The sequence below is a fragment of the uncultured Brevundimonas sp. genome (assembly GCF_963974615.1).
Lineage (GTDB): Bacteria > Pseudomonadota > Alphaproteobacteria > Caulobacterales > Caulobacteraceae > Brevundimonas.
In genome coordinates, this window is record NZ_CAXBDH010000003.1 from 158101 (window position 1) to 183672 (window position 25572).

General features: G+C 67.7%; 20 protein-coding genes and 1 tRNA gene. 9 read left to right on the top strand and 12 right to left on the bottom strand.

The genetic code is table 11. The features are described from left to right. The first annotated feature begins 10 nt into the window (after positions 1 to 10). Positions 11 to 721 (top strand): transmembrane anchor protein, encoded by a 711-nt coding sequence (locus AAC050_RS03090; RefSeq protein ID WP_339913584.1) that lies wholly within the window; start codon positions 11 to 13, stop codon positions 719 to 721. Between the two features lie 9 nt (positions 722 to 730). Here AAC050_RS03090 and AAC050_RS03095 read toward each other — a convergent pair whose 3' ends face one another. After that, positions 731 to 2059 (bottom strand): MFS transporter, encoded by a 1329-nt coding sequence (locus AAC050_RS03095; protein ID WP_339913585.1) that lies wholly within the window; start codon positions 2057 to 2059, stop codon positions 731 to 733. A 425-nt stretch (positions 2060 to 2484) separates the two neighbouring features. Between AAC050_RS03095 and AAC050_RS03100 the strand changes: the two genes are divergently transcribed. Continuing rightward, a tRNA-Gly gene (locus AAC050_RS03100) sits at positions 2485 to 2559 on the top strand. A gap of 11 nt (positions 2560 to 2570) precedes the next feature. On the opposite strand, the gene AAC050_RS03105 is transcribed toward AAC050_RS03100, so the two are convergent. The 3 genes from AAC050_RS03105 to AAC050_RS03115 form a co-directional block, all read right to left on the bottom strand. After that, positions 2571 to 4235 (bottom strand): amidohydrolase, encoded by a 1665-nt coding sequence (locus AAC050_RS03105; protein WP_339913586.1) that lies wholly within the window; start codon positions 4233 to 4235, stop codon positions 2571 to 2573. Positions 4236 to 4301: 66 nt separating this feature from the next. Continuing rightward, the gene (locus AAC050_RS03110; protein ID WP_339913587.1) at positions 4302 to 6257 is read right to left on the bottom strand and encodes a M1 family metallopeptidase; all 1956 of its coding nucleotides are present in this window, start codon (positions 6255 to 6257) and stop codon (positions 4302 to 4304) included. A gap of 79 nt (positions 6258 to 6336) precedes the next feature. After that, on the bottom strand, positions 6337 to 7587 hold the full coding sequence (locus AAC050_RS03115; RefSeq protein ID WP_339913588.1) for a multidrug effflux MFS transporter: 1251 nt from the start codon (positions 7585 to 7587) through the stop codon (positions 6337 to 6339). A gap of 127 nt (positions 7588 to 7714) precedes the next feature. On the opposite strand from AAC050_RS03115, the gene arsC reads away from it, so the two are divergent. Further along, complete coding sequence (arsC, locus tag AAC050_RS03120; RefSeq protein WP_339913589.1) at positions 7715 to 8080, top strand: arsenate reductase (glutaredoxin); 366 nt, start codon at positions 7715 to 7717, stop codon at positions 8078 to 8080. On the opposite strand, the gene AAC050_RS03125 is transcribed toward arsC, so the two are convergent. From AAC050_RS03125 to AAC050_RS03145, 5 genes are all read right to left on the bottom strand, one after another. Beyond that, positions 8077 to 9093 carry a DUF2891 domain-containing protein gene (locus AAC050_RS03125; RefSeq protein ID WP_339913590.1) on the bottom strand — a complete coding sequence of 339 codons (1017 nt, stop codon included), beginning with the start codon at positions 9091 to 9093 and terminating at the stop codon, positions 8077 to 8079. The genes arsC and AAC050_RS03125 overlap by 4 nt on opposite strands. Further along, on the bottom strand, positions 9093 to 10058 hold the full coding sequence (locus tag AAC050_RS03130) for a DUF979 domain-containing protein (protein ID WP_339913591.1): 966 nt from the start codon (positions 10056 to 10058) through the stop codon (positions 9093 to 9095). The genes AAC050_RS03125 and AAC050_RS03130 overlap by 1 nt, the downstream gene beginning before the upstream one ends. Further along, entirely contained in the window at positions 10055 to 10777 is a 723-nt protein-coding gene (locus tag AAC050_RS03135; RefSeq protein ID WP_339913592.1) for a DUF969 domain-containing protein, read from the bottom strand. Before AAC050_RS03135 ends, AAC050_RS03130 begins: the two co-directional genes overlap by 4 nt. 74 nt (positions 10778 to 10851) lie before the next feature. After that, positions 10852 to 14499 carry a hydantoinase B/oxoprolinase family protein gene (locus AAC050_RS03140; protein ID WP_339913593.1) on the bottom strand — a complete coding sequence of 1216 codons (3648 nt, stop codon included), beginning with the start codon at positions 14497 to 14499 and terminating at the stop codon, positions 10852 to 10854. Positions 14500 to 14503: 4 nt separating this feature from the next. After that, on the bottom strand, positions 14504 to 14932 hold the full coding sequence (locus AAC050_RS03145) for a hypothetical protein (protein WP_339913594.1): 429 nt from the start codon (positions 14930 to 14932) through the stop codon (positions 14504 to 14506). 109 nt (positions 14933 to 15041) lie between these two features. On the opposite strand from AAC050_RS03145, the gene AAC050_RS03150 reads away from it, so the two are divergent. From AAC050_RS03150 to AAC050_RS03160, 3 genes are all read left to right on the top strand, one after another. After that, positions 15042 to 15677, top strand: a complete 636-nt coding sequence (locus AAC050_RS03150; protein ID WP_339913595.1) for a glutathione S-transferase family protein — start codon at positions 15042 to 15044, stop codon at positions 15675 to 15677. 40 nt (positions 15678 to 15717) lie between these two features. Further along, positions 15718 to 15933, top strand: a complete 216-nt coding sequence (locus tag AAC050_RS03155) for a hypothetical protein (RefSeq protein ID WP_339913596.1) — start codon at positions 15718 to 15720, stop codon at positions 15931 to 15933. 177 nt (positions 15934 to 16110) lie between these two features. Further along, positions 16111 to 17586, top strand: coding sequence for a SulP family inorganic anion transporter (locus AAC050_RS03160; RefSeq protein WP_339913631.1), 1476 nt, complete (start codon positions 16111 to 16113; stop codon positions 17584 to 17586). A gap of 6 nt (positions 17587 to 17592) precedes the next feature. On the opposite strand, the gene AAC050_RS03165 is transcribed toward AAC050_RS03160, so the two are convergent. Continuing rightward, positions 17593 to 17781: a hypothetical protein gene (locus AAC050_RS03165; RefSeq protein ID WP_339913597.1), complete on the bottom strand. Its 189-nt coding sequence runs from the start codon at positions 17779 to 17781 to the stop codon at positions 17593 to 17595. Positions 17782 to 18473: 692 nt separating this feature from the next. Then, complete coding sequence (locus tag AAC050_RS03170; protein ID WP_339913598.1) at positions 18474 to 18815, bottom strand: GIY-YIG nuclease family protein; 342 nt, start codon at positions 18813 to 18815, stop codon at positions 18474 to 18476. A 375-nt stretch (positions 18816 to 19190) separates the two neighbouring features. On the opposite strand from AAC050_RS03170, the gene AAC050_RS03175 reads away from it, so the two are divergent. Further along, positions 19191 to 19709 (top strand): hypothetical protein, encoded by a 519-nt coding sequence (locus AAC050_RS03175; RefSeq protein ID WP_339913599.1) that lies wholly within the window; start codon positions 19191 to 19193, stop codon positions 19707 to 19709. A gap of 220 nt (positions 19710 to 19929) precedes the next feature. On the opposite strand, the gene clpB is transcribed toward AAC050_RS03175, so the two are convergent. Next, complete coding sequence (gene clpB / locus AAC050_RS03180; protein ID WP_339913600.1) at positions 19930 to 22518, bottom strand: ATP-dependent chaperone ClpB; 2589 nt, start codon at positions 22516 to 22518, stop codon at positions 19930 to 19932. Positions 22519 to 22696: 178 nt separating this feature from the next. Here clpB and AAC050_RS03185 point away from each other — a divergent pair, with 178 nt between their 5' ends. Both AAC050_RS03185 and AAC050_RS03190 read left to right on the top strand, forming a co-directional pair. Continuing rightward, positions 22697 to 24325, top strand: coding sequence for a serine hydrolase (locus AAC050_RS03185; RefSeq protein ID WP_339913601.1), 1629 nt, complete (start codon positions 22697 to 22699; stop codon positions 24323 to 24325). Beyond that, positions 24322 to 25572 (top strand): MFS transporter, encoded by a 1251-nt coding sequence (locus tag AAC050_RS03190; protein ID WP_339913602.1) that lies wholly within the window; start codon positions 24322 to 24324, stop codon positions 25570 to 25572. The genes AAC050_RS03185 and AAC050_RS03190 overlap by 4 nt, the downstream gene beginning before the upstream one ends.

Below are 25572 nucleotides of genomic sequence, written 5' to 3' on the forward strand. Positions count from 1 at the left end.
GAGACCTTTCATGCAAAATGCCAACAAGCCCGACCCCGCCGACCTGCCCTCGACCGGCAAGCTGTTGAAGTCCACGGCGGTGGCCGTCGCGATCGCCGCCGGTCTGCTCGTCACGATCGTTCTGCCCGCCGAATACGGCACCGATCCCACCCGGGTCGGATCGCTGCTCGGCCTGACGGAAATGGGCCGCATCAAGATGCAGCTCGCTGCTGAAGCCAGGGCCGGGGACGCAGGGGTCCTGACAGAGGCCGCCGCGCCACCACCGGCGTTGCCGACACTCCCGGCGACGGTCCCACCAACCACGCCCACTCCGGAACCGGCCGCTCCGCCCGTGCCGAAACCGGCTGCGACGACTCCTGCCGCTGTGACCGTCGCCCCGGTCAGGGCAGCGGTCCCGACCGTCGCTGGTCGCACCGATCAGACCGTGCTCACCCTGGCACCCGATGAAGGGGCCGAAATCAAACTGACCATGCAGGACGGGGCCACAGCCAGCTTCGTCTGGTTCACGGATGGTGAGCGGGTAAACTTCGACACCCACGGTGATGGGGCGGGGATTTCCTACCACGGCTACGGCAAGGGCACGGACAGCCGGGTGGAGGGTCAGCTGATGGCGGCCTTCACCGGCAAGCACGGCTGGTTCTGGCGCAATCGCAGCGGTCAGACCGTCCGGATCACGCTCCAGACACGCGGAGCCTACACCGCCGTCGAAACCTTCGACTGAGGTCTGTGCCTATCCCCTCGTCGTCGGCCAGCGGGTATGCCGTTCGTCGATGACGTAGGGGTGGGCGTGGCCCGCTTCGCCTTCCAGCGCGTGGCCTTCTCGCAGATGCGGATCATCGGGTTCGAGGTCGTCATGACTGTGCGGCAAACTGTCCGGGTCATGCGCCGGCCAGATCAGCAGCCCCAGGATCGTGCCAAAGGCGCAGAGGCCCGCCAGAACCAGAAAGGCTGCCCCGGGATCAACCGCTGCACTGACCAGGCCCGCCACTGGATAGGCGATCAGCCAGCACGCGTGCGACAGGGCGAACTGGGCCGCGAACAACGAGGGCCGGTCAGCGGCGTTGGATGACCGCCGCAGCGCCCGACCGGCCGGTGTAATCGTCAGCGAATAGCCGAAGCCCATGGTCACCCACAGCGCCAGCAAGGCCGGGTAACTGACCGCGACCCACGGACCCGCCAGCAGCACCAGCGTCATCAGGGCGGCCCCCAGCACCATGGCGGACCGGTCCGAAAGCCGAACCAGAAGACGCGGCAGGATCACCGCCGCCGTCATCGATCCACCGCCGAACGCCGCCAGCGCCCAGGCCGTCGCCTGTTCCGACATGGCGAAGCGCGACTGCACCAGCACCACGGTGTTGACGAACACCATCGCGCCGCCCGCCGCCGTCGCCAGACTGATCGCCAGCAGACCTCGAAGACGCGGCGTCAGCGCGAACAGGCGAATGCCGCCGGTCAGGCGTTGCAGGAAAGGCCGGGGTTGGGCGGTGCTCAACGCCGGCAAGACCGCGCTGACGACGAACAGTGCGGAAACGACAAAACCGACTGCCGTGCCCGCAAACAGATTGTTGTAGCTCATCACCGCCAGCAGCAGGGCCGCCAGCACGGGGCTGGCGACGCTCTCCAGATCGGCTGCCAGCCGCGAGAGCGACAGCGCCTTGGTGTATTCAGCCTCGTCCGGAAGCAGGTCGGGGATCATGGCCTGGAAGGCCGGGGTGAAGGCGGCCGAGGCAACATAGAGCACGGTCATCAGCCCATAGATCTGCCAGGCTTCGCCGACGAACGGCAGGCTGACCGCGACACCGGCTCGAACGATGTCGAGCGAAACCAGCAGGATTTTTCTGGGCAGTCTCGCCGCCAGTGCGCTCGCGAACGGCGCGACCGCTATGTAGGCGACCATCTTGATCGACAGGGCCGCGCCAAGGATTTCCCCGGCGCTCGCCCCCGCCAGATCGTGGGCCAGCAGCCCGAGCGCCACCGTGGCCATGCCGGTGCCGAGCAGGGCCGCGACCTGGGCCAGGAACAGATGTCGGTAGGGGGCGTGGCGAAGGGGGGTGAACATCTGGATCATCTTGCCCACGAGAGCGCCCTGCGCGACCCCTTTCTGCCGCAGGCGGAGTCTTTTGCGACACATCCGTCTGCCCCGAATAGCGGAGCGCGCTGGAGCGGTTTTCAGTGTCCGACGCACCACATGACCGGACCACCAGACTTGCGACTCCAGCACCGCTGCGACGCGGTTCATTCTCAAAGGGTTCTCGGCAGGGGAAACAGCAGAGTTCATTGGATAGGATCCGGCTCGCGTCGCGCAGATCATCAAGCGTTACGTCAACGGCGATCGGGTCGCCCTGGCTGCGATTGAACGGCTTGAGAAGCAGGAGGTCAGCGGCTAAAGAGAACATCTGCTGAACGACTTTGTGAACCGCCCTGTAAACCGCACCAGATCGCGGAACGGACTCGGTCGATAGGATGCTGAAGTTGTTCACGGATGCGGCCGTAGTTCAGAGGTAGAACGTCAGCTTCCCAAGCTGAATGTCGCGGGTTCGATTCCCGCCGGCCGCTCCAGTTTCTTCGCTTCAGTCGCGTCGCCAGACCACGACGCCGTCGACCACGGTCAGCATCGCATGGCCGTGCGGGATGTCGGCGGCGGGCACGGTCATCAGATCGATGTCGAAGGCGGTGAAGTCGGCGCGCTTGCCGACCGCGATCGTGCCCAGTTCGTTCTCGCGGAACGAGGCCCAGGCCGGCCACAGGGTGAACATCTTCAACGCCGTCTCGCGCGACACCGCTTCCTCGGGTCGCCAGTCGGGTCCCTGGAAGCCTTCAAGATTACGACGGGCCACGGCGGCGTAGAATTCAATCAGCGGATCGCCGCGCTCGACCGGGGCGTCGGACCCACCGACGACAATGACTCCCATGTCGACCAGGCTCTTCCAAGCATAGGCTCCATCCAGCCGGGCGTCGCCCAGACGAGCGGCGGCGAAATGGAAGTCGCCGATGGCGTGGCTGGGCTGCATCGAGGCGATGATCGGCAGGTCACGGAAGGCCACATAGTCGGACGGGCGCAGGATCTGGGCGTGTTCGATACGCCAGCGTGGATCGGCGACACTCCATTCGGCCCGCGGTACAGCGTGCATGGCCGCCGCATACCATTCGGTGACCTCGTGATTGCCGCGGTCGCCGATGGCGTGAGTGGCGATCTGGATGCCGGATCTCAGGGCCGCCTCATAGAGGGGCACTGCCTCTGCGGCCGTGGTCTGCATCAGGCCGGTCGAATCGGGGCTATCGGCATAGGGTTCGAACAGGGCCGCGCCGCGTGAACCCAGGGCTCCATCGGCATAGAATTTGACCGCCCGCGTGATGATCCGGCCGTCGGCGACGCTGCGAGGGCCCGAGGCGAACAGGGCCTCCGCACCATCCGGGGAGACGCTGTTGTAAACTCGCAGCGGGGCCTCACCGGCCTCGGCCATGGCCTCCAGCATCGGGATATCCGACCATGGCGCGCTCATGAAATGGACGCCGGTCCAGCCATACGCAGCCTCGACCCGAAAGCCGGCGCGATAGGCGTTGCGGATGGCGGCCGGGTCCTGTTGCGGACGCAGCCGGGCGACCAGCTCCTGGGCCGCGTCGACGAGCAGGCCGGTCGGTCGGCCGTCGGCCGAATGCAGGATCTCGCCGCCCGCGGGGGCGACGGTGGCAGCATCGATCCCGGCGGCCACGAGCGCGGCCGAAGAGGCGACCACCGCATGACCGTCGGCGCGGCTAAGCAGGACCACCCGCCCCGGTGCGGCGGCATCGAGGTCGGCCCGGGTCAGGAAGCGGGCCTCGGGCCAGCGGGTTTCGATCCAGCCACGGCCGACGATGGGACCGTCGGGATGGGCGGCGGCCCAGGCCGTCAGTCGGGCCATGGCCTCGGCGACCGAGGTCGAGCCCTCGAGGTTCAGCGTCAGTTCGCGCCAGCCGATGCCGTCCAGATGGGCGTGGCCGTCCGTAAAACCGGGAAACAGGGTGGCACCGTGCAGGTCGATGTCGGTCAGCCCGACGGCGTCGGGGGCCAGTGCCGCAGCACCGACGAAGACGATGCGACCGTCGCGGACCTGAACGACCTCGGCCGTCGGCGCGGCCTCAACCCCGGTACGGATGACGCCCCCGTGAATCATCAGATCCTGGGCCGTGGCCGTGGCCGTAGAGGCGATACCTGCGAAAAACAGGGCGAGGGCCGGAGCCAGGACGCGCGTCATCAGTCAATCTCCCGTTCGCCGCGAGAGGTGCGTCCTGGCCGGCCGCAGGTCAAGCCGCCGGAACGGTCAGCCCGCCGGAACGCCCACCACGCCGTCAACCGAGCCGGATGTCACCGGATGATAGCCCGGCCGGGCCTTGGCATAGATGCGGGTGGCGATCGGACGACCCCAGCTGCCCTCGGCCCACAGGCTGGTGAACAGGGGCAGGACGAATTTGCGTCGGCCCTGGCTGGTCAGGAAATGGTCCAGAGTCGGCACGGCCGGCTGGTAACGATGGGCCACGGCGATCTGGAGCCAGCCGAACAGGACTTCGGCGTTGCCTTCATCCCGCAACTTCAGGGTCGATTCCAGATCGGCCAGCTGCTGGTTGGTCATCCAGTCGGTGCCGGCGCGCAGACCGGTCGGACGCCAGGCCAGGAAATGCTGACGCTCCTGGGTCGACCAGCCCGCCCACGGAATGGCCGAGGCCGGACCCTTGTCAGCGAAGAAGGCCTTGGCCGCCGTGTCCACGGCGGTCAGGGCCGTCGACACCGGGGCCTCGGCATTCGACGGCAGGCCTGGCTGATAGACCCAGTTGTCGAGCTGCAGCCGGGCCTCGAGGGCGGCGTCACCCTTGACCAGATGGGTGCGGATATCGGTCAGGAACTGGGCCGAGGACATCGGGCGGAAGGCGTTGCGCGCGAAATAGCCTTTCAGCCAGACGTCGAAGGCCTCGCGGCCGACGATACGTTCGACAGTGCGCAGGAAGGCGGCACCCTTTTCATAAGGGATGTCGTTGAGGCCGTCGTCCGGGTCGCGCCCGGTCAGGTCGACGTGCATCCGCGTATCGGCCGCAGGCATCGTCTTCAGACTGGACTGCAGGTCGTTCCAGCCCAGCACCTGCAGCATCAGGGCCCGGTCACGCCCGTAGACCGACTCCATGATGCGGTTTTCGAAATAGGTGGTGAAGCCCTCGTTGAGCCAGATGTCGGACCATGTGGAGTTGGTCACCAGATTGCCGGACCAGCTGTGGGCCAACTCATGAGCGACCAGCGACACCAGCGACTTGTCGCCGGCGACCACGGTCGGCGTGGCGAAGGTCAGGCGCGGGTTCTCCATGCCGCCGAACGGGAAGGACGGCGGCAGGATCAGCAGGTCGTAGCGACCCCAGCGATAGGGGCCGTACAGGGCCTCGGCCGCGTCGACCATCTGGCCGACTTCGGCGAATTCGGCCTTGGCCGCCTCCAGCCGGCTCGGCTCGGTCCAGACGCCGGTGCGGCCATCCTCACTGGCGAAGGCCAGGTCACCAACCGCCAGGGCGATCAGATAGGGCGGGACAGGATTGGTCATGCGGAAGCTGTAGCTGTGCATTCCGGTCCCGGCCGCGGCACCGTCCGGAGTCAGCATTTCAGCGCTCATCACCGCCTTCAGGGCGTCGGGCACGGTGATCTTGGCGGAATAGGTCTGGCGGATGCCGGGACTGTCCTGGGTCGGGATCCAGGTGCGGGTCAGAATGGCCTGGCCCTGGCTGAACAGATAGGGCTGTTGACCGCCGGCGGTCTGGGCCGGAGTCAGCCACTGCAGGGCCGCGGCGTCAGGACGGGTGGCGTAGGTGATGACGATCTTGCGCTGTTCACCGGCGGTGAAGGCCGGGAAGGTCACGGTCAGCGGCTGACCCATGATCGGATTACCGGCCCCGAGCACGAAGGGCAGGGCCTCTCCGGCCTCATCGGTGACGGCGCGAATGTCGAGGTTTCGGACATCCAGAACAATACGGGTCGCGCCCGGCTCGGCGGTGATGTCGAGCGTCGCCTTGCCGGACAGGGTCTTGGCGGCGAAGTCGGCGACCAGATCGAGGTCGACGTTACGGACCCGCGCGATCTGCGGCTGGGCGAAGGAATGGATGTCGGTGACATACTGGACCGGCGCGGTGGCCGAAGCCGGCAATGGCGGCATGTCGGACTTGACCGTGGGCTGGCCACAGGCGGCCAGGGCCATGGACAGGGCAAGGACGGACACCAGTCCGGTCAGAGTGCGGTTCATCGAACGCTCCGTTTATTACAGGCCGGGGAGACAGCCCTTTCGCAAGGCAAAGATCAAGGGGTGGACGACCGGCCGGGTCTCACTGCGCCGCAGTTTGCAACGGATTGCGGGCCGTAAAGAGGCGACCCCGTTCGGCGAACAGGACCGCACCCAGAGCCGCAAGGCCGCAGATGGTGACGCCGACAGCCAGGGGCACGACCGATCCGTTGAACTGCTGACCGATCAGAAATCCCGCCGTCGACCCCGCCGTGGTCGAGATGAAGCCCTGGGCCGACGAGGCCGTGCCGGCGATATGGCCCATCGGCTCCATGGCCATCGCGCCGAAATTACCGGCGATCAGCCCGAAGCAGAACATGGTCAGTCCCTGCAGCACGGCAAAGGTCCAGATCGTTTCATGACCACTCAGGGTCACCAGCGAATGGGTGAGACCCATGGCGATGAATCCCAGCAGCGCTGAATGCGAAATCAGTCGCGAACCGAGTCGCTCGACAAGCCGCGCATTAAGCAGGGAGGCGATGGCGACACCTCCGGCCATCAGGCCAAAGAAGGTGGTGAACAAACCCGGCTCGTCGAACACGTCGAAAAAGATCTGCTGCGAGGAGTTGATGAAGCCAAACAACGCCCCGGTGATCGCCGTCATGGCCAGGGTATAGCCCATCGAGCGCCGGCTGGTCAGAACCTCGCGGAAAGCGGCGGCGATGCGGTCGAGGCGAATCGGCAGCCGGTCTTGCGGGTGCAGGGTCTCGGGCAGACGGATCGCCGACCAGATCATGAAGGCTCCGCCGGCTAGGGCCAGCACGCCGAATATCCACGGCCACGGGGCCAGGGTCAGGATCAGTTGACCCAGGGTCGGGGCCAGGATGGGGACGCCGAGAAAGACGAGAAAGCTGAGGGACATGACCCGGGCCATGGTTCGGCCGCTGTAACGGTCACGCACGATCGACACCGCCAGCACCCGCATGGCTGCGGCCCCGACCCCTGCGCCGAGCCGGGCCAGGATCAGGGCCTCAAAGGTCGGGGCAAAGGCGGCGATTGCGCTGAACAGGACATAGAGGCTGAGACCGATCATCAGGATCGGTTTGCGGCCATAGCGGTCAGCCAGCGGGCCGTAGACAATCTGGGCCACACCGAACCCCAGCAGATAGGCGGTGATGACCCACTGACGACTGTTTTCCGTGACGACGCCGAGCGCTTCGCCAATCGCCGGCAGGGCGGGCAGCATGACGTCGATCGCCAAGGCGTTCAGCGCCATCATCATGGCGATCAGGCAGACAAATTCGGGAAAGCCCGGACCCCGGGGTCTGGCGGGCGCGGCGGGGCTTTCAATCATGGTTGTGCATGTGCGCGCTGGACGGCCGGGCCGCAACCTTGAACCGTCGATATCGCGTCGTGAGGTGAACCCGCGTCCCGGGGGTGTTAGAATGCGCCCCGCCCTTCACCGCCTGCAGGAATCGAGTATGTCCAACGCCTTCCCCGTCACCGTCTTCCACAACCCCGCCTGCGGGACCTCGCGCAAGGTGTTGGCGGCGATCGAGACGGCGGGACTGAAGCCCGAGGTCGTCGAATATGTGAAGACCGGCTGGACCCGCGATCAGCTGACCGCCCTGTTCGCGGACATGGATGTGTCGCCCCGCGATGTGATGCGGCGGACCGGCGACCTGGTGTCGGATCTGGGACTACTGGATCCGGCCGTGCCGGACGCGACCATTCTGGACGCCATGGCCAAACATCCGGTGCTGGTGAACCGGCCGATCGTACGAACACCCAAGGGGGTGAAGCTGTGCCGGCCGGTCGAGACCGTTCTGACCCTGTTGCCGGACTAGGCTTCCGGAGCCAGCAGGGCCAGCAGGGCGAAACTGGCCAGCCAGTGTTCGCCCATATAGTCGCCGGTCACCTGTGGCAGGGCGACGTCCATATGGCGATCGGCCGCCGTCAGGGCCACCGAACGGCGCGGATCACCGACCGGCAGGGCCGAAGCGAGCCCGCGCCAGCACCAGGCCCGGCTGAGATTGAGTCCGTCCAGATGGGCGATCTTGCCGTCGCTGCGATCGCTGACCGACGCCGGGGCGAACAGGGTCGCGGGCTGTTCGCTCTCCAGACGCGGCAGGAACCGGTCCAGCCAGTCGACGAAGGCCGCAGGTTCCAGCACCCGCCGCAACAGTTCGGCCTCCATCAGAGCCGGGGACAGGAACTCGTCCTGCGACGGCTCCCAGGCCTGACAATCGCGGTCGTCACCGTGCCAGGCCAAGGCCTTGTCGCGGCAGAGGGCGGCCAGTTCAGCGTCGCCCGCCGCATCGGCGTAGTCGAGCGTCAGGGTCAGGGCGAAGGCCGTGTTGTAATGGGTGCCGACCCGCACCGGATAGGTCGCCAGCGGCAGGAAGTCGCGAAAGCGGCGGGCGAAGGCCTCAGCCAGCGGCCGCAGCGCCACAGCCCAGCGCCGCCCCTCCTCGCTGTCATGACGCGACAATTCGGCCGCCAGCATCAGGCACCAGGCCCAGCCATAGGGGCGCTCGAATCCCCGGCTGGACGGGCGGGCCAGATAGGCAGTCTCGGCCGCGATACCGGTCGCGGTGAACAGCTCATCCGCCAGGGCGCGGATCGCCCCGGCCTCGGCATTGTCCGGATACAGACGGTAGACGGTGAACAGGGTCCACCAGCCGTGCACACAGGAATGCCAGTCGAAGCTGCCGAAGAAGACCGGATGCAAGGCCCGGGGTCCCTGCACATCGGCTGGACCGCCCAGGACGTGGTCCATCTTGTTGGGATATTCGCGCGTCACATGACCCAGGGCCGTGCGGGCATACAGGGCGGCGGTTTCGGGGGTGAGCGTGGCCATCAGAAACGGAAGGCCAGCAGATACATCAGCGTCATATTGATACCCAGCATGATCAGGGCCGTCGGGATCTGGGCCCGGATCACCCCGTTCAACGGCGAGTCCCGATCCGGCAGCTCCAGCAGATTGGCCGGCACGACATTGAAGTTGGCGGCCATGGGCGTCATCAGCGTGCCGCAGAAACCGGCCAGCATGCCGATGGCGCAGACGATGGCCGGATTACCGCCGAACTGATGCACCACGAAGGGCAGGCCGATGGCCGCCGTCATGACGGGGAAGGCGGCGAAGGCATTGCCCATGATGACCGTGAACAGCGCCATGCCGAGGCAGTAGGCGACGACCGCGATCAGGGCCGAGTTCATCGGCACCGCCTGCGTCACCAGCTCACCGACCACGCCGCCGACGTTGGTGGCCAGAAAAACCGCCCCGAGCGAGGCCAGCATCTGCGGCAGCAAGGCCGCCCAGCCGATCGAGTCCATCAGTCGGCGACCCTCCTGCACGGGAGCCAGCACCGGCGGCCGCAGCCAGATCATCGCAGCGGCCAGGGCGAGGACACAGCCCAGACCCAGGGCGATCAGTGTCGTCTGCACCGGTGAGATCAACCAGGCACCGGCGGCGGAATGTTTGGCTGCAAGCGTGCCGCCGACTGCGACGATCGGCACGATCAGGGCTGGCAGAAACAGGGCATTGCCGTGCCGTTGGGCCCGTTCGCGGCGCTGATCCGGACTCGTTGTGGCGGGCTTGCCGACCCCTAGCCGCTTCAGCCCGCCAATGCCGACGAGGGCCAGCACCAATACCCCGTTGCCGAGCCCGCCCAGCCATGAGCCGAACAGCATGGAGGCGGCGATCAGCCCCCAGAACAGGGCGCTGCGAATACGCGTCGGATGATCCCGATCACGCAGGGTCAGGATGGCAAAGGCGAGAAACATCAGCCCGACCAGCACATAGGCGTGTTCGAGGGTGATCATTGTCCGCCCTCCCCGTCCGCCTTCAACTCACGCTGCACAGACCGGTCGAACAGCAGCAGCCGGACACCGTGGACGGCGAAGGCCGCGATGGCGGTGGGGATGGCCCAGACCGAAATCTGCAACGGCTCGACGATCAGGCCGGACTGTTCGAGGAAGCCGACAATCAGCACAATCGAACCGATGGCGATGAAGATGTCCTCGCCGAAGAACAGGCCGATATTGTCGGTCGCGGCGGCCATTCCGCGAATGCGATAGCGCACCTTGTCGGGCAGGGCTCCCCCGGCACCGATCTCGGCCGCCCCTTCGGCCATCGGCGCGATCAGGGGCCGGACCATTTGCGGATGACCACCCAGCGAGGTCAGACCCAGCGCCGCCGTGAGCTGGCGCACCAGCATATAGCTGATCAGCAAGCGTCCGGCCGTTGCTGCCCGGACCTTGCCGACCAGCATCCGGGCCCGTTCCTGCAGGCCTTTCCTTTCCAGCAAACCGATGACCGGCAGGACCAGCCAGGTGATGTGGAAATAGCGGTTGTCGTTAAAGGCATCGCCGAAGGCGGACAGGGTGTCGATGCCCGCCTGCAGCAGGGCCCGGGGCTCGACACCCGGCACCACCGCAGCCATCACCCCGGTGACGATGGCCGCGGCCAGAATGACCAGCAGCGGATTAATACGGGCGACGAAGCCCGCCACCACCACCGCGATCCCCAAAAGCACCAGCATGTTGAAATCCCCCGACCGTCGGTGATGGTGACGGCAAACCCAGGGCGATGAAAGCCCCCTGTCGACTGCCTCGCCTAGTCGCCGCCCGGTGTCCCGAACCCGCCACCACCCGGGGTCTCGATGACGAAGACGTCGCCCGGCTGCATCTGCACCTCGGCGGTCGAGCCAAGAGCCTCACAGGACCCGTCAGCACGCTCGACGCTGTTGCGACCGGTCGCACCGGGCGCGCCGCCGGCGACCCCGAACGGCGGCACGCGGCGGCGGTTCGACAGGATGGCGGCGGTCATCGGTTCGAGGAAGCGCACGCGCCGGACCACGCCGTTCCCGCCGTGATGCGCCCCGGCTCCACCCGAGCCGTAGCGGATGGAGAAGGAGTCCAGCCGCACCGGAAAGCGCGACTCCAGCACCTCGGGATCGGTCAGGCGACTGTTGGTCATATGGGTCTGGACCGCGTCGGCCCCGTCGAAATCCGGCCCTGCCCCCGAGCCGCCGGCGATGGTCTCATAGTACTGCCGCGCGTCGTCGCCGAAGGTGAAATTGTTCATCGTGCCCTGACTGGCCGCGAGGACACCGAGCGCTCCGTACAGGGCATCGACCACCGCCTGGCTGGTCTCGACATTGCCGGCGACGACGGCCGCCGGATAGAGCGGACTGAGCATCGAGCCTTCGGGCACGATCAGGTCGATCGGCTTGAGGCAGCCTTCGTTCAGCGGGATGGCGTCATCGACCAGGGTGCGGAAGACATAGAGCACCGCAGCCCGGGTGATGGAGCGGGGTGCATTGAAATTATTGTCGCGCTGGGGGCTTGTCCCGGTGAAGTCGACGGTGGCCCGCCGGGCGTCGGTATCGACGTCGATCCGGACCCGGATGACCGCGCCGTCGTCCATCTCCAGCACGAAACTGCCGGGCTTCAGTACCGACAGGACCTGACGCACCGCCGCCTCGGCATTGTCCTGAACGTGACCCATATAGGCCTCGACCGTGGCCCGACCGAAGACCCCGACCATGGTCTCCAGCTCCCGGGCTCCGCGGGCGCAGGCGGCGACCTGGGCTTTCAGATCCGCCAGGTTCTGGTCGATGTTGCGGGCCGGCCAGCGACCGGAGCCCAGCAGGGCGCGGGTTTCGGCTTCACACAGACGGCCTTCATCGATCAGCAGGACGTCGTCAATCAGGACGCCCTCCTCCTCGACCGTGCGACTGCCCGGCGGCATTGAGCCTGGAGTGATGCCGCCGACGTCGGCATGATGTCCCCGCGCGGCGACGAAGAAGGCCGGCTCCGCCTCGCCCTCCAGAAACACCGGCATGATGACGGTGATGTCGGGCAGGTGGGTACCGCCGTTCCATGGCGCGTTCAGCATGTAGACGTCGCCCGGACGCAGGCCGCGGCCGTCGCGGTTGTCGCCGCGGGCCCGGATCACCGCCGCGATACTTTCCCCCATCGAGCCGAGATGGACCGGGATGTGCGGCGCATTGGCAATCAGGGCCCCGTCCCGGTCGAAGATGGCGCAGGAGAAGTCGAGCCGCTCCTTGATATTCACCGAATAGGCCGTGGCCCGCAGGGCCTCGCCCATCTGTTCGGCCACGGCCATGAAGCGGCTATTGAACACCTCCAGCAGGATGGGGTCGACCGCCGTCCCGACCGCGGCCAGCGGGGCCAGGGGCATGACCCGCTCAAGGATCAGATTGGCCAGGGCGTCCGTGGTCGCGCGCCAGCCCGGCTCGATGACCGTGGTGCCGGTCTGTTCGAGCACGATGGCGGGGCCGTCGACGACCGCGCCTGGTATCAGCGTCTCACGTCGGACGATCGCCGTGACATGGTCGGCTCCGGCCATGCGGATCGTGGCGGGAGCAATGGTCGCCCCCGGGTCCGAAGACGAGGTCGCAATGGATCGGGTGGCCGCCTGCGATGTCGAACCGGCCCGGCCGGTGGCCTCGGCCTCGAGACTGTCGACCACCAGGGTCTTGTCGGCGGCGATGAAGCCGAAGCGTTGTCGATGCAACGCCTCAAACGCCGCGCGCATGGCCTCGGTCCCGGCGAAGGGCACATCGAGGGTTGTGTCGGTACCGGCGTATTTGATCCGGGCCCGGACCAGGGTTTCGACCGAGTCGAACACGATGTCCTGACCGGTCAGGTCGTCGCGGGCCGCTTGTTCCAGCCCGGCCGCCCGGTCAGCCAGCCGGGGTTCCTGATCCGTCGCCAGCGGGACCGCCACGGTCGCCTCGCGGATGGTCCGCACCGCCGCCAGTCCCATGCCATAGGCGGACAGAACTCCGGCCAGCGGATGCAGCATGACACGGGTCATGCCCAGGGCATCGGCGACCATACAGGCATGCTGTCCTCCGGCCCCGCCGAAGCTGTTCAGCACATAGCCGCTGACGTCGTGACCACGCTGGATCGAAATCGCCTTGATCGCCTCGGCCATGTCCTGAACGGCGATGGCGAGGAAGCCCTCGGCCAATTCGACCGGAGTCATGAGCCGGCCGGTCGCTGTCCCGACCTCGACCGCGAGCTCGGCGAACCGCTTACGCACCACATCGGCGTCCAGCGGCTGGTCGGCTCCGGGACCGAATACGGGGGGAAAGAACTCCGGCCGCAGCTTGCCCAGCATGACATTGCAGTCGGTCACCGTCAGCGGTCCGCCACGGCGATAGGCGGCCGGTCCCGGTACGGCCCCGGCCGATTCCGGCCCGACCCGAAGACGTGCGCCGTCGAAACGGCAGATCGAGCCGCCGCCCGCCGCCACTGTATGCACAGCCAGCATCGGGGCCCGAAGCCGCACTCCGGCGACGACGCTGTCAGAGCTGCGTTCGAACGCGCCGGCATAGTGGGAGACGTCGGTTGAGGTGCCGCCCATGTCGAAGCCGATGACCCGGTCGAAGCCCGCCTCTCCGGCGGTGCCGGCCATACCCACCACACCCCCGGCGGGGCCGGACAGGATGGCATCCTTGCCGCGGAAGGCGCGGGCTCCGGTCAGGCCGCCGTTCGACTGCATGAACAGCAGCGGCGTATCCTCGCCCAGTTCGGCCCCGACCCGATCGACGTATGCGCGCAGCACCGGCGACAGATAAGCGTCAGCCACCGTGGTGTCACCGCGTCCGATCAGTTTGATCAGGGCCCCGATCTCATGACTGACCGAGACCTGGTCGAAGCCGGTTTCGTGGGCGATTTCAGCCAGCCGTGTCTCGTCGGCAGTCCAGCGCCAGCCGTGCAGCAGGACGATGGCCACCGCCCGGTAGCCGGTCGCGTGGGCCGCTGCGAAATCGGCGCGGGCGCGGGCCTCGTCCAGCGGCTGCAGCACCGTGCCGTCGACCGCGACCCGGGCGTCGATCTCGATGACCCGGTCATGCAGCGGCGGGTTCAGCACAATCTGGCGGGCGAAGATGTCGGGCCGGCTCTGCCAGCCGATGGTCAGGGCGTCGCCGAACCCTTGTGTGATAGCCAGCACGGTCGGCTCGCCCTTGCGTTCCAGCAGGGCGTTGGTCGCCACGGTCGTGCCCATGCGGACAGTCTCGACCAGGCCGGACGGCAGCGGGCCCGGGCCGACTCCCAGCAGACGGCGCACGCCCTCAACCGCGGCGTCGGCATAGTGTTCGGGATTCTCGGACAACAGCTTGTCGGTCAGGATGCGCCCGTCCGGAGCCTGGGCGACGATGTCGGTGAAGGTGCCGCCACGGTCGATCCAGAAGCGCCAGCCCGGTTGCCGATTGTCAGCGTCCGTCATCGGGTCATCTCTTGCGGAAACGGGCGGCGTCTCCGGCCAGGGAGGCTCCCCAGGCGTCGGGCTGTTCGTCGTCGGGCTGGAACGGCAGTTCGCCGGCGACACCGCGGATGGCGAGCCACAGCTGGGTGCTAAAATGGTCGAGCATGCGCAGCGGCTTGCGGCGATCGTCGGTCACGTCCCAGCCCTCGGCCTCGAAGGCTTCGATCTGACGGGCCTGGGACTGCTGGTCGATTCCGTCCCAGCCGTCGGGACGCGGGATCGCCTCGGCCTCGTCGGCGGTCAGGCCGAAGGCGGCGCGTGAACAGGCGTCGATCTCGGGAAATTTGGCCCGGGCGTCGGGTTCGGCCCAGGCCCGTTTCAGCAGGGCCTGGTATTCGAGGTCGGCGATTCCGGGCAGGTCGATCAGGCGGCGCATTCGGGGGGACTGGGACATGATCCTGACTTACCGCCCGACCGCGCCCGGCGATAGGTGTTCGAAGGCGAACCTCTGGTCGTCCCGCCCCCGGAGGTTTACACTGGAGGTCCGAGCGGAAGGGTCCGATATGAGCGACGAGATCGTCTTCTACACCAACCCCATGTCCCGCGGGCGCATCGTGCGCTGGATGCTGGAGGAGGTCGGGCGACCCTATCGCACCGAGGTGCTGGACTACGGCACGACGATGAAGGCCCCGGCCTATCTGAGCATCAATCCGATGGGCAAGGTTCCGGCCGTGTCGTGGCGCGGGGTGGTGGTGACCGAATGCGCCGCCATCTGCGCCTGGCTGGCCGATGCCTGTCCCGAGGCCGGGCTGGCTCCGGCCTTCGATGATCCGGCGCGCGGCACCTGGCTGCGCTGGTTGTTCTTCGCCGCCGGACCGGTCGAGGCCGCGGTCACGGCCAAGTCGCTGGGCCTGCTGGCCCCCGCCGACAAGGCGAGGCAGGCCGGCTATGGCAGTTTCGAGGCCATGGTCGACACCCTGGAGTCGGCGGTGGACGACGGTCCCTATATTCTCGGCGACACATTCAGCGCCGCTGACGTCTATGTCGGCAGCCAGATCGGCTGGGGCCTGATGTTCAAGACCCTGCCCGAGCGACCGGCCTTCCGGGCCTATGTCGACCGGATTTCCACGCGCGAGGCGGCGGTTCGGGCCCGCGCCCTCGACGACGCCCTGATCGCCGCCGCCCAGTCGGCGGAGTGACGGATTCCCTTTCCCCACCGGCCCAGAAGGAGACTTGCCCATGCGTCCCTCCATCGCCCTGATCGCGCTTCTCGCCCTGAGTGGCTGCGCCACCGGAGTCGTCGGTGACTCCCCCTACCAGCGCGACCTCGCCACGCTGGAGAAGGGCTGCAGCGACCGCGGCGGCATCCTGACGCCGACCGGGGCCAACACCGGCCATCCGGAAACCGAGTTCGCCTGCCGCATCAGCGGCCCGGCCACCCGCATCGGGACCTGACCCGGGCCAAAGGCACGACATCGCCCCGGGATCCCGGGGCGGTGAAACCTTGCCTTTTGCACTGCAATATCGCATCAGCGGCGCGTCTTTCCGCCCCCTGAACAGGCGGATGACGGCCCCGGTGGCGCGCGAACCCGCGCCCGCCAGAACCCCGCGACCGACCGAGCCCCGATGACCCTGATCGCCAATGCGCGCCAGCAATGGCTGGCCAACCCCCGCAAGGACATGCTGGCGGGCACGGTCGTGGCCCTGGCCCTGATCCCCGAGGCGATCGCCTTCTCGATCATCGCCGGGGTCGATCCGGCGGTCGGCCTGTACGCCAGTTTCGTCATCGCCGTGACCATCGCCTTCGTCGGCGGCCGCCCGGCCATGATCAGCGCCGCCACCGGGGCCATGGCCCTGCTGATGGTCACCCTGGTGCGCGACCACGGGCTGGAATATCTGTTCGCCGCCTCGATCCTGACCGGGATCTTCCAGGTCGGAATCGGCCTGCTGCGGCTGGGGCGGTACATCAAATTCGTGTCGAAATCGGTGATGACCGGCTTCGTCAATTCGCTGGCGATCCTGATCTTCATGGCCCAGATGCCCGAGCTGATCGGGGCCAATTGGCAGACCTTCGCCATGGTCGCCGCCGGTCTGGTGATCATCTACGGCCTGCCGCGCATCACCAAGGCTGTGCCGTCGCCGCTGGTGGCCATCGTGGTGCTGAGCGGGTTTGCCGTGTGGATGGGGCTGGACGTGCGCACCGTCGGCGACATGGGCGAGATGCCCTCGACCCTGCCGGTCTTCCACCTTCCCGCTGTGCCGCTGACCTGGGCGACGTTCAGCATCATCGCCCCGGTGGCTGCGACCCTGGCCTTCGTCGGTCTGCTGGAGAGTCTGCTGACCGCCAATCTGATCGATGACATCACCGACACCCCGTCGGACAAGGACCGCGAGACGCGCGGCCAGGGCATCGCCAACATCCTGTCGCCGCTGTTCGGCGGCATGGCCGGCTGCGCGATGATCGGCCAGTCGATCATCAATGTGACCAGCGGCGCGCGCGGGCGGCTGTCGACGCTGTGGGCCGGTGTCTTCCTGCTGTTCCTGATCCTGGTGCTGCAGGACTGGGTCGCGGTCATTCCGATGGCGGCGCTGGTGGCGGTGATGATCATGGTCTCGGTCGGCACCTTCGACTGGGGCTCGATGCTGAAGCTGCGCGAGACGCCGATGCAGTCGTCGATCGTGATGCTGGCCACCACCGGCACCGTGGTCGCCACCCACGACCTGTCCAAGGGGGTGGTGCTGGGGGTGATCCTGTCGGCGGTGTTCTTCATGCGCAAGGTCGGCAAGACGGTGGTGGTGACCGAGGTCGACTCGCCCGAGGGCGAGCTGCGCTACGAGGTCAGCGGCCAGCTGTTCTTCGCCTCGGCCGATGTGTTCGCCGCCGCCTTCGAGCATCACGGCCACCCGACCCGGGTCGAGATCGACATGACCGAAGCCCATCTGTGGGACCTGACCGGGGCCGCCGCCGTCGACAAGGTGGTGTTCCGCTATCGCCGCCAGGGGGCCGAGGTGGTGCTGACCGGCATGAACGCCGCCAGCCAGACGCTGGTGACCCGCGTCGGCAAACACGAGCGACAGCATCTGCCCAAGGGCACCGGGGCGCACTGACGGCGGTCACAGGTTGACGAAGGCCCCGTTGCGGACGACGCGACGCCGGGGCCGGGGCCGTTCGCGCGCGTCGGCCTGCTGCAGCTCGTGGATGACCAGACCCAGCAGGATGTCGTTCTGCGTCATCGGGCGGCCGTCGGGCCGGGTCGGCCAGTCCGGCGGCGGGTAAAATTTGCGATCCTTGGGGCGGCACATCGGGGGCTCCTTTTGGGGAACAGGCACGGCCCACGCGCATGACAAGGGGCCGCGCCGGTCCGGCGGCGGTATGGAAGGGCAGGCGGAGCGCCGGGCCTTCGCCCGGTGTTCTGATGGATTACCGTTTCGACGAAGACCGACGCTCCGCGTGGAGATTTTCGACGAGCTTGCGGTCGGCAACGGTCTTACCGCCTAGCCGCACCGATCGCCGCGGGCGGGGCCGGGCCTGTGACCCGGTCCCGGAGCGGCCGGGGTATCCTCGCCCGACCCTGACCCCGCTCCCCCACTCCCGCCACACACCAGGTCGCAGGCCAGGCGGCCCTTCCTTGCGACGGGACCGGGGTATTATCGGCGGGGCTGGAAGGGGGGCGGGAAGTTGGGCTGGAGAAATGCGCAAGGCGTTGCGGGGCAAGGGATTGGGGAGGTGAATTCGGAGGGTTTTTCGCAAACACCTCGCATCCCCTGCTGTCGTCATCCCGGGGCAAGCGGCGCAGCCGCACAGACCCCGGGACCCAGCGGCGCCGCAGCGAAGCGAAGGCGATCTTGCCTCGCACGACGGTCGAACAGCCGCGTCCGCGACAGGGTCGCGCTATCGCGCGCCGCTGGGTCCCGGGGTTCGCTGCGCGCCCCCGGGATGACGAAAGCGGGAGAGGGGCTCGCTGCGCGGCCCCGGGATGACGACAGCGGGGGCGTCAGTGCGGTTCCGGCGGCGGGGTCCAGTCGGGGACGGTCGGGGCAAACCAGTCGGCGGCGAGGTCGCGCCAGTCGGGGTTGGCGGCCTCGATCAGGGCCAGCTTCCAGTCGCGCTTCCAGTCCTTGATCTGTTTCTCACGCCGGATCGCCTCGACCACCCAGGCAAAACGCTGGAACCAGACCAGCCGGGTGCAGCGATTCTGTAGGGTGAAGCCGTCGAAGGTCCCGGTGCGATGCTGCCAGACCCGCGCCTGCAGGTTGGCGCTCATGCCCGTATAGAGGGTGCCGTTGCGCCCGCTGGCCATGATATAGGTGGCGATAAAGGTGCGATGCGTGACCATACGCACAACCTATGCGATATTTCGCGGCGCGTCATCCACCCCCTTCTGCTGTCGTCATCCCGGGGGCGCGCTAGCGAACCCCGCTTGCTTTCGTCATCCCGGGGCGAGCCCGGCGCAAGACGGGAGAGACCCCGGGACCCAGCGGCGCGCGGAGCGCGAAACGGTCTGGCACAGTGCGGCGGATGGGTTTCGCGATCGCTGACGCGACCGCGCCGCTGGGTCCCGGGGTCGGCGCGGCGGCGCCGCTTGCCCCGGGATGACGAAAGCGGGGGGAATGAAGTCAGTCCGCGTGGCAGGACCAGCCACACCGTTCTGGATCGCACGTCCGCTTCCGCTAATGTGATCGTGTTCCTTAGGATTGGAGCGGGGGTAACAATGGGCAAGAGCACGGAGTTCTACGGCGTCCTTGGCCGGGTCACTGTGCTGGGCCGCGACGTCGAATTGCGCGTCTATCCCTTCACCTTCTCCACCAAGCCCGGCGACAAGGTCGTCCTTGTCGTGCGGTTCGAGGCGGCTGGCTTCGAGGAGGCGGAGGTCTCCGAAAAGATTGGCGAAGAGGTCGAGGGCACCGTCTTCCCTGATCGCGCGGAGGTACACCAGGTTTTCGCGGGTACGACGACGAACCTCAGGGCGAAAGCCGTAACTGTGGAATGGGCCGGCTATGACGGCGAGGACTTCCGGCAGCGGGTCGATCAGTTGACCGGCGAGAACGACCGCCTCCATCGCGACCTGACCCGGCTGACCATGAAAGACCGGCGCGGTCACACCTTGACCCGGGAGCTACTCCGTCGAGCGGAGATCAAGGCTGTGGCGTCCGATGCACTCAGGACCCGGCAAAGCGCCGCTCTGGGTGTTCTGGAGCGGCTCGTGCAACATTTCGAAAGCGATGATTAGAAGGCGGCGCTTTCCCCGTCCCCGCCCCCCGCTTTCGTCATCCCGGGGGCGCGCAGCGAACCCCGGGACCCAGCGGCGCGCGTGAGCGCGAAACGGTCTGGCACGATGCGACGGACAGGTTTCGCGATCGCTGACGCGACCGCGCCGCTGGGTCCCGGGGTCGGCGCGGCGGTGCCGCTTGCCCCGGGATGACGAAAGCAAGGGGGGAGCGGAGGGGGCGCTAGTGCACCCGCACCTTGCCGATCTCCAGCCCGTCGGCCCCGGCGGACACGCCGATCACCGACCCGTCCTCGATCTCGCCCGCCAGCAGTTTCCGCGCGATCGGGTCGACCAGGTCTTTCTGGATCACGCGTTTCAGCGGGCGCGCGCCGTAGACCGGGTCGTAGCCGCGGTCGGCGATCCAGGCGAGGGCGGGGTCGTCGATGGCCAGGGTCAGGCGGCGGTCGGCCAGCAGCTTCTCGAAGCGGCCCAGCTGGATGCGGACGATGCCGGCCATCTGTTCGCGGCCGAGGCGGCTGAACAGGATGATCTCGTCGATGCGGTTGAGGAATTCGGGGCGGAAATGGGCGCGGACCGAGTCCATGACCATGGGGCGGACGGCGTCGACACTGTCGCCCTCGCCCTGTTGTGACAGGAACTCGGACCCCAGGTTGCTGGTCATGATGATCAATGTGTTGCGGAAGTCGATGGTGCGGCCCTGGCCGTCGGTCAGGCGGCCGTCGTCCAGCACCTGGAGCAGGACGTTGAACACATCGGGGTGGGCCTTTTCGACCTCGTCGAACAGGACGACCTGATAGGGGCGGCGGCGGACCGCCTCGGTCAGGGCCCCGCCCTCGTCATAGCCGACATAGCCCGGAGGGGCGCCGATCAGGCGGCTGACGCTGTGTTTCTCCATATATTCGGACATATCCATCCGGGTGATGGCGGCTTCGTCGTCGAACAGGAATTCGGCCAGGGCCTTGGTCAGTTCGGTCTTGCCGACGCCGGTCGGGCCGAGGAACAGGAAGGAGCCGAGCGGGCGGTTGGGGTCGTTGAGGCCGGCGCGGGCGCGGCGCACCGCATCGGACACGGCGGTCAGGGCCTCGTCCTGGCCGACCACGCGTTGGCCCAGGGCGTCCTCCATGGCCAGCAGCTTGTCGCGCTCGCCCTCCAGCATCTTGTTGACGGGGACGCCGGTCCAGCGGGACACGACCTGGGCGATCTGTTCAGCGTCGACGACCTCGGGCGTCAGGGGGCCGGCCTTGTCGGTCTCATTGGCCTCGGCCTCGACCAGCTGTTTCTCGATGCCGGGGATCTGGCCGTAGGCGATCTCGGAGGCGCGGGCCAGGTCGCCGGCACGCTGGGCGGCGGCCAGTTCGGCGCGCAGGCGGTCCAGGGTCTCGCGCAGCTGGGCCCCGGCCCCGACCTTCTCCTTCTCGGCCTTCCAGCGGGCGGTCAGGTCTTCGCTTTCGCTCTCGAGGTCGGCGATCTCGTCTTCCAGTTTTTCGAGCCGGTCCCTGGAGGCCTTGTCGGACTCCTTCTTCAGGGCCTCGCGTTCGATCTTGAGCTGGACCAGACGGCGGTCGATCTCGTCGAGGGATTCCGGCTTGGAATCGACGGCCATGCGCACGCGGCTGCCGGCCTCGTCGATCAGGTCGATGGCCTTGTCGGGCAGGAAGCGGTCGGTGATGTAGCGGTGCGACAGGGTGGCGGCGGCGACGATGGCGGAGTCGGAGATACGCACCCCGTGGTGGACCTCATATTTCTCCTTGATGCCGCGCAGGATGGAGATGGTGTCCTCGACGCTGGGCTCCTCGATGAAGACCGGCTGGAAGCGACGCGCCAGGGCGGCGTCCTTCTCGACGTGTTTGCGATATTCATCGAGGGTGGTGGCCCCGACGCAGTGCAGCTCGCCGCGGGCAAGCGCCGGCTTCAGCAGGTTGGAGGCGTCCATGGCCCCGTCGCCCTTGCCGGCCCCGACCAGGGTGTGCATCTCGTCGATGAACAGGATGATCTGGCCCTCGGCGGCGGTGACCTCGCCCAGCACGGCCTTGAGCCGTTCCTCGAACTCGCCGCGGTATTTGGCCCCGGCGATCAGCGAGCCCATGTCGAGGGCCATCACGGTCTTGTCCTTCAGGCTCTCGGGCACGTCGCCGTTGACGATGCGCACGGCCAGACCCTCGACGATGGCGGTCTTGCCGACGCCGGGCTCGCCGATCAGGACGGGGTTGTTCTTGGTGCGGCGGGCGAGAACCTGGATGGTGCGGCGGATCTCCTCGTCGCGGCCGATGACCGGGTCGATCTTGCCGTCACGGGCGGCCAGGGTCAGGTCGCGGGCATAGCGTTTCAGGGCGTCATAGGCGTCCTCGGCTCCGGCGGAGTCGGCGGTCTTGCCCTTGCGCAGGTCGGTGACGGCCGCGTCGAGGGCGTCCGACGTGACCCCGACCGACTTCAGCACCTCGGCCGCGACCCCGCCTTCACGCAGCAGGGCGGCCAGCAGGCGTTCGGTGGTGACGAAGGCGTCGCCGGCTTTCTTTGAGGCTTCCTCGGCGGTCGAGAAGACGCGGGCGGTGTCGCCGTCCAGATACAGCTGGCCGGAGCCGCCGCTGACCTGGGCGCGCTTCTTCAGGGCGGTCTCGGTCGCGGTCTCGGCTTTCGCCGCGTCGCCACCGGCGGCGGTGATCAGATTGCGGGCCAGGCCGTCGCGCTCTTCCAGCAGCACCTTGAGCAGATGCTCGGGCGCGAACTGCTGGTGGCGGCGGGCCAGGGCCAGCGACTGGGCGGACTGGATCGCCTGTTTGGCGCGGTCGGAATAGAGGTCGAGATTCATGCGTGTCCCCTGAAGCGGCGGATGGTCGACCAGTTGCGCCCTTGCGACAAGCGACGCCTTGATCTGAGGCAAAGGTGGGTGTGGCCAGTGGGACACACAAGGGGGTGGGGCGCGGGATCGTGGACAGGTCGCCGGGCGGCGGGCTAGCGTCGCCTGTCCCCCTCTCCGGAGCCTTCGTATGACCCTTCGCCTGACCCGCCGCGCCGCCCTGACCTCTTCCGTCGCCGGGATGGGCGTCGCCGCCCTGCCGCTGTCGGCCTGGGCGCAGGAGGCGGCCAATGATCATGCGGGTCTGGCCGAGGCGGTCGATGCCTATGTGCGGCGCTGCATGGCGGCCTTTCCCGACCAGCCGGCCCTGTCGGTGGCGCTGGTCAGGGACGGCGAGGCGATCCTGACGCGCGGCTATGGGGTGCGCAAGATGGGCGAGGCCCGGCGCGTCGATGACCACACATTGTTCGCCATCGCCTCCAATACCAAGAACGTCACCGCCGCCGGACTGGCCATGATGGTCGATGAGGGCAAGGTGAAATGGGACGAACCGGTGCGCACCTACCTGCCGGGCTTTACGCTGTCGGACCCGGTGATCGGCGAGCGGATCACCGTGCGTGACACCCTGAGCCACCGGGCCGGGTTCGGTCTGGGGGCCGGGGACCTGCTGTTCTGGCCCAACAGCGACCGCACCCGCGAACAGGTGATGGCGCAGGTGCCGTTCGTGTCGATCGAGGACGGTTTCCGCGCCGGTTACCACTATTGCAACCTGATGTTCGTGGTCGCCGGTCAGGTGCTGGCCGCGGCCTCGGGCCAGCGCTGGGAAGACTTCGTCCAGACCCGGATTCTCGACCGGGTCGGCATGGGCGACACCGTGCCGATGGCCACGCTGGCCGATCCGCAGAAGTCGGCCCTGCCGCACGCCCGCACCGGCCCGCCGCTGCGCTATCAGGGCGAGATGCGGCCGATCGCCGACTCGATCGCCGCCATCTGGAACTGGGATTCGGCGGCAGCGGCCGGGGGCATCTGCACCAGCGCCGTCGACTGGTCGAAATGGATCGCCGTGCGGCTGGCCATGGGGGCCCTGCCCGACGGCAGCCGGCTGTTCTCGGAAGAGGCGGCGAAAGAGATGTGGCGGCCCAACATCATCATCAATTCGTCCGAAGGGCCGACCGCCGCCCTGCCCGGCCGGGCCATCGCCTCGACCTATGCGATGGGCTTCCAGGTGCAGGACTATCGCGGCGAGCGGCTGGTCAGCCACGGCGGCGGCTCGCCCGGCGGCATTTCGGCGACGATGCTGATCCCCGGCCGCAACATCGGCTTCTCGGTCTTTTCCAATGCCGAGGAGAGCGACCTGCTGCGGGCGCTGCGCTCGGGCATCACCGACATCTGCATGGACAAGACCGACTTCGACTGGATCGCCGACTCGCTGCGGCGCAACCGCGAGGACATCGAGAAATCGCTGGCCGCCGCCGTTGAGATCGATGCGAAACAGGCCGCCGGGGCCGCGCCGTCCCTGCCGCTGTCGGCCTATGCCGGGACCTGGCGCGACCCGTGGTACGGGGATGTCACCATCGAGGCCCGCGACCTGCAACTGTGGCTGAGCTTCACCCACAATCCGGCCCTGCAGGGACCGCTGGAACCCTATGACGGCGACATGATGCGCACCCGCTTCCCCGACACCCGTGAGGAGGACGCCTTCGTCACCTTCGAGATCGAGGACGGCCGTCCGGTGCGGGCCACGGTCAAGGGCGTGTCGCCGGACATCGACTTCTCGTACGACTATCAGGACCTGAAGCTGGTGCGGGTGAACGGGTGACACCCTCGCCGCCCCTGAAACTGGGCGTCCGCAACAACTGGGCCCAGTTCTCGCTGCTGGTCCTGATCAACGCCTTTGTCGGCGGCATGGTCGGGATCGAGCGCAGCATCCTGCCGTCCCTCGCCGAGATCGAGTTCGGCCTGGCCGAACGCACCGCCATCCTGTCGTTCATCGCCGTGTTCGGCGTGACCAAGGCCCTGTCCAACTATGTCGCCGGCCGGCTGGGTGATCGCTGGGGGCGCAAGCCGGTGCTGATCGCCGGCTGGATCATCGCCGCGCCGGTGCCGTTCCTGCTGATGTGGGCCCCGTCGTGGAGCTGGGTCATCGTCGCCAATCTGTTTCTGGGGGTGAGCCAGGGGCTGACCTGGTCGACGGCGGTGATCATGAAGATCGATCTGGCCGGACCGAAAAACCGCGGACTGGCCATGGGGCTGAACGAGTTCGCCGGCTATTTCGCCGTCGCCATGGCGGCCTGGGCCACCGGCTATATCGCCGTCCACTACGGGCTGAGGCCGGAGCCCTTCTATCTGGGCGTGGTGTTCGTCGTCATGGGCCTGCTGCTGTCCGTGGGGCTGGTGCGGGAAACCCGGGGCCATGCCGATCACGAGTCCGCGTCACAGGCGACCGGTCCCGACACTCCGCCGGGTCAGTTCGAGATTTTCCGGCGCACCACATGGGGCGACCGCAACCTGTCGTCGGTGACCCAGGCCGGACTGATCAACAATCTGAATGACGGACTGGCCTGGGGTCTGTTCCCGCTGATCTTCATGGCCGCGGGTCTGGGCCTGTCGAAGATCGGCATTCTGGCGGCCGTTTATCCTGCCGTCTGGGGCGTGTCCCAGCTGGTGACCGGCAGCCTGTCGGACCGGGTGGGTCGCAAATGGCTGATCGCCGCAGGCATGTGGGTGCAGGCGATCGGCATCCTGCTGACGGCCGTGTCCGGGACCTTCGCCGCCTTCGCCACGGCGGCCGTCCTGCTCGGACTCGGCACCGCCATGGTCTATCCGACCCTGCTCGCCGCGATCGGCGACGTGGCCCAGCCGTCATGGCGAGGGTCGGCCGTCGGGGTTTACCGGCTCTGGCGCGATCTGGGCTACGCCTTCGGGGCCATCATCGCCGGACTGGTCGCTGACCGGCTGGGCCTGTCGGCCGCCGCCGTGGTCGTGGCCGGACTGACCTTCGCCTCGGGTCTCTGGGTCGCCGTACGCATGTCCGAGACGCTGCATCGGGAACGGCCCCCGGGCTGA

What these genes read in the sequence shown, in the direction of transcription:
- AAC050_RS03090 (WP_339913584.1), top strand. Translation starts at nt 11, where the DNA reads ATGCAAAATGCCAACAAGCCCGACCCCGCCGACCTGCCCTCGACCGGC.
- AAC050_RS03095 (WP_339913585.1), bottom strand. Translation starts at nt 2,059, where the DNA reads ATGTTCACCCCCCTTCGCCACGCCCCCTACCGACATCTGTTCCTGGCC.
- AAC050_RS03105 (WP_339913586.1), bottom strand. Translation starts at nt 4,235, where the DNA reads ATGACGCGCGTCCTGGCTCCGGCCCTCGCCCTGTTTTTCGCAGGTATC.
- AAC050_RS03110 (WP_339913587.1), bottom strand. Translation starts at nt 6,257, where the DNA reads ATGAACCGCACTCTGACCGGACTGGTGTCCGTCCTTGCCCTGTCCATG.
- AAC050_RS03115 (WP_339913588.1), bottom strand. Translation starts at nt 7,587, where the DNA reads ATGATTGAAAGCCCCGCCGCGCCCGCCAGACCCCGGGGTCCGGGCTTT.
- arsC (WP_339913589.1), top strand. Translation starts at nt 7,715, where the DNA reads ATGTCCAACGCCTTCCCCGTCACCGTCTTCCACAACCCCGCCTGCGGG.
- AAC050_RS03125 (WP_339913590.1), bottom strand. Translation starts at nt 9,093, where the DNA reads ATGGCCACGCTCACCCCCGAAACCGCCGCCCTGTATGCCCGCACGGCC.
- AAC050_RS03130 (WP_339913591.1), bottom strand. Translation starts at nt 10,058, where the DNA reads ATGATCACCCTCGAACACGCCTATGTGCTGGTCGGGCTGATGTTTCTC.
- AAC050_RS03135 (WP_339913592.1), bottom strand. Translation starts at nt 10,777, where the DNA reads ATGCTGGTGCTTTTGGGGATCGCGGTGGTGGTGGCGGGCTTCGTCGCC.
- AAC050_RS03140 (WP_339913593.1), bottom strand. Translation starts at nt 14,499, where the DNA reads ATGACGGACGCTGACAATCGGCAACCGGGCTGGCGCTTCTGGATCGAC.
- AAC050_RS03145 (WP_339913594.1), bottom strand. Translation starts at nt 14,932, where the DNA reads ATGTCCCAGTCCCCCCGAATGCGCCGCCTGATCGACCTGCCCGGAATC.
- AAC050_RS03150 (WP_339913595.1), top strand. Translation starts at nt 15,042, where the DNA reads ATGAGCGACGAGATCGTCTTCTACACCAACCCCATGTCCCGCGGGCGC.
- AAC050_RS03155 (WP_339913596.1), top strand. Translation starts at nt 15,718, where the DNA reads ATGCGTCCCTCCATCGCCCTGATCGCGCTTCTCGCCCTGAGTGGCTGC.
- AAC050_RS03165 (WP_339913597.1), bottom strand. Translation starts at nt 17,781, where the DNA reads ATGTGCCGCCCCAAGGATCGCAAATTTTACCCGCCGCCGGACTGGCCG.
- AAC050_RS03170 (WP_339913598.1), bottom strand. Translation starts at nt 18,815, where the DNA reads ATGGTCACGCATCGCACCTTTATCGCCACCTATATCATGGCCAGCGGG.
- AAC050_RS03175 (WP_339913599.1), top strand. Translation starts at nt 19,191, where the DNA reads ATGGGCAAGAGCACGGAGTTCTACGGCGTCCTTGGCCGGGTCACTGTG.
- clpB (WP_339913600.1), bottom strand. Translation starts at nt 22,518, where the DNA reads ATGAATCTCGACCTCTATTCCGACCGCGCCAAACAGGCGATCCAGTCC.
- AAC050_RS03185 (WP_339913601.1), top strand. Translation starts at nt 22,697, where the DNA reads ATGACCCTTCGCCTGACCCGCCGCGCCGCCCTGACCTCTTCCGTCGCC.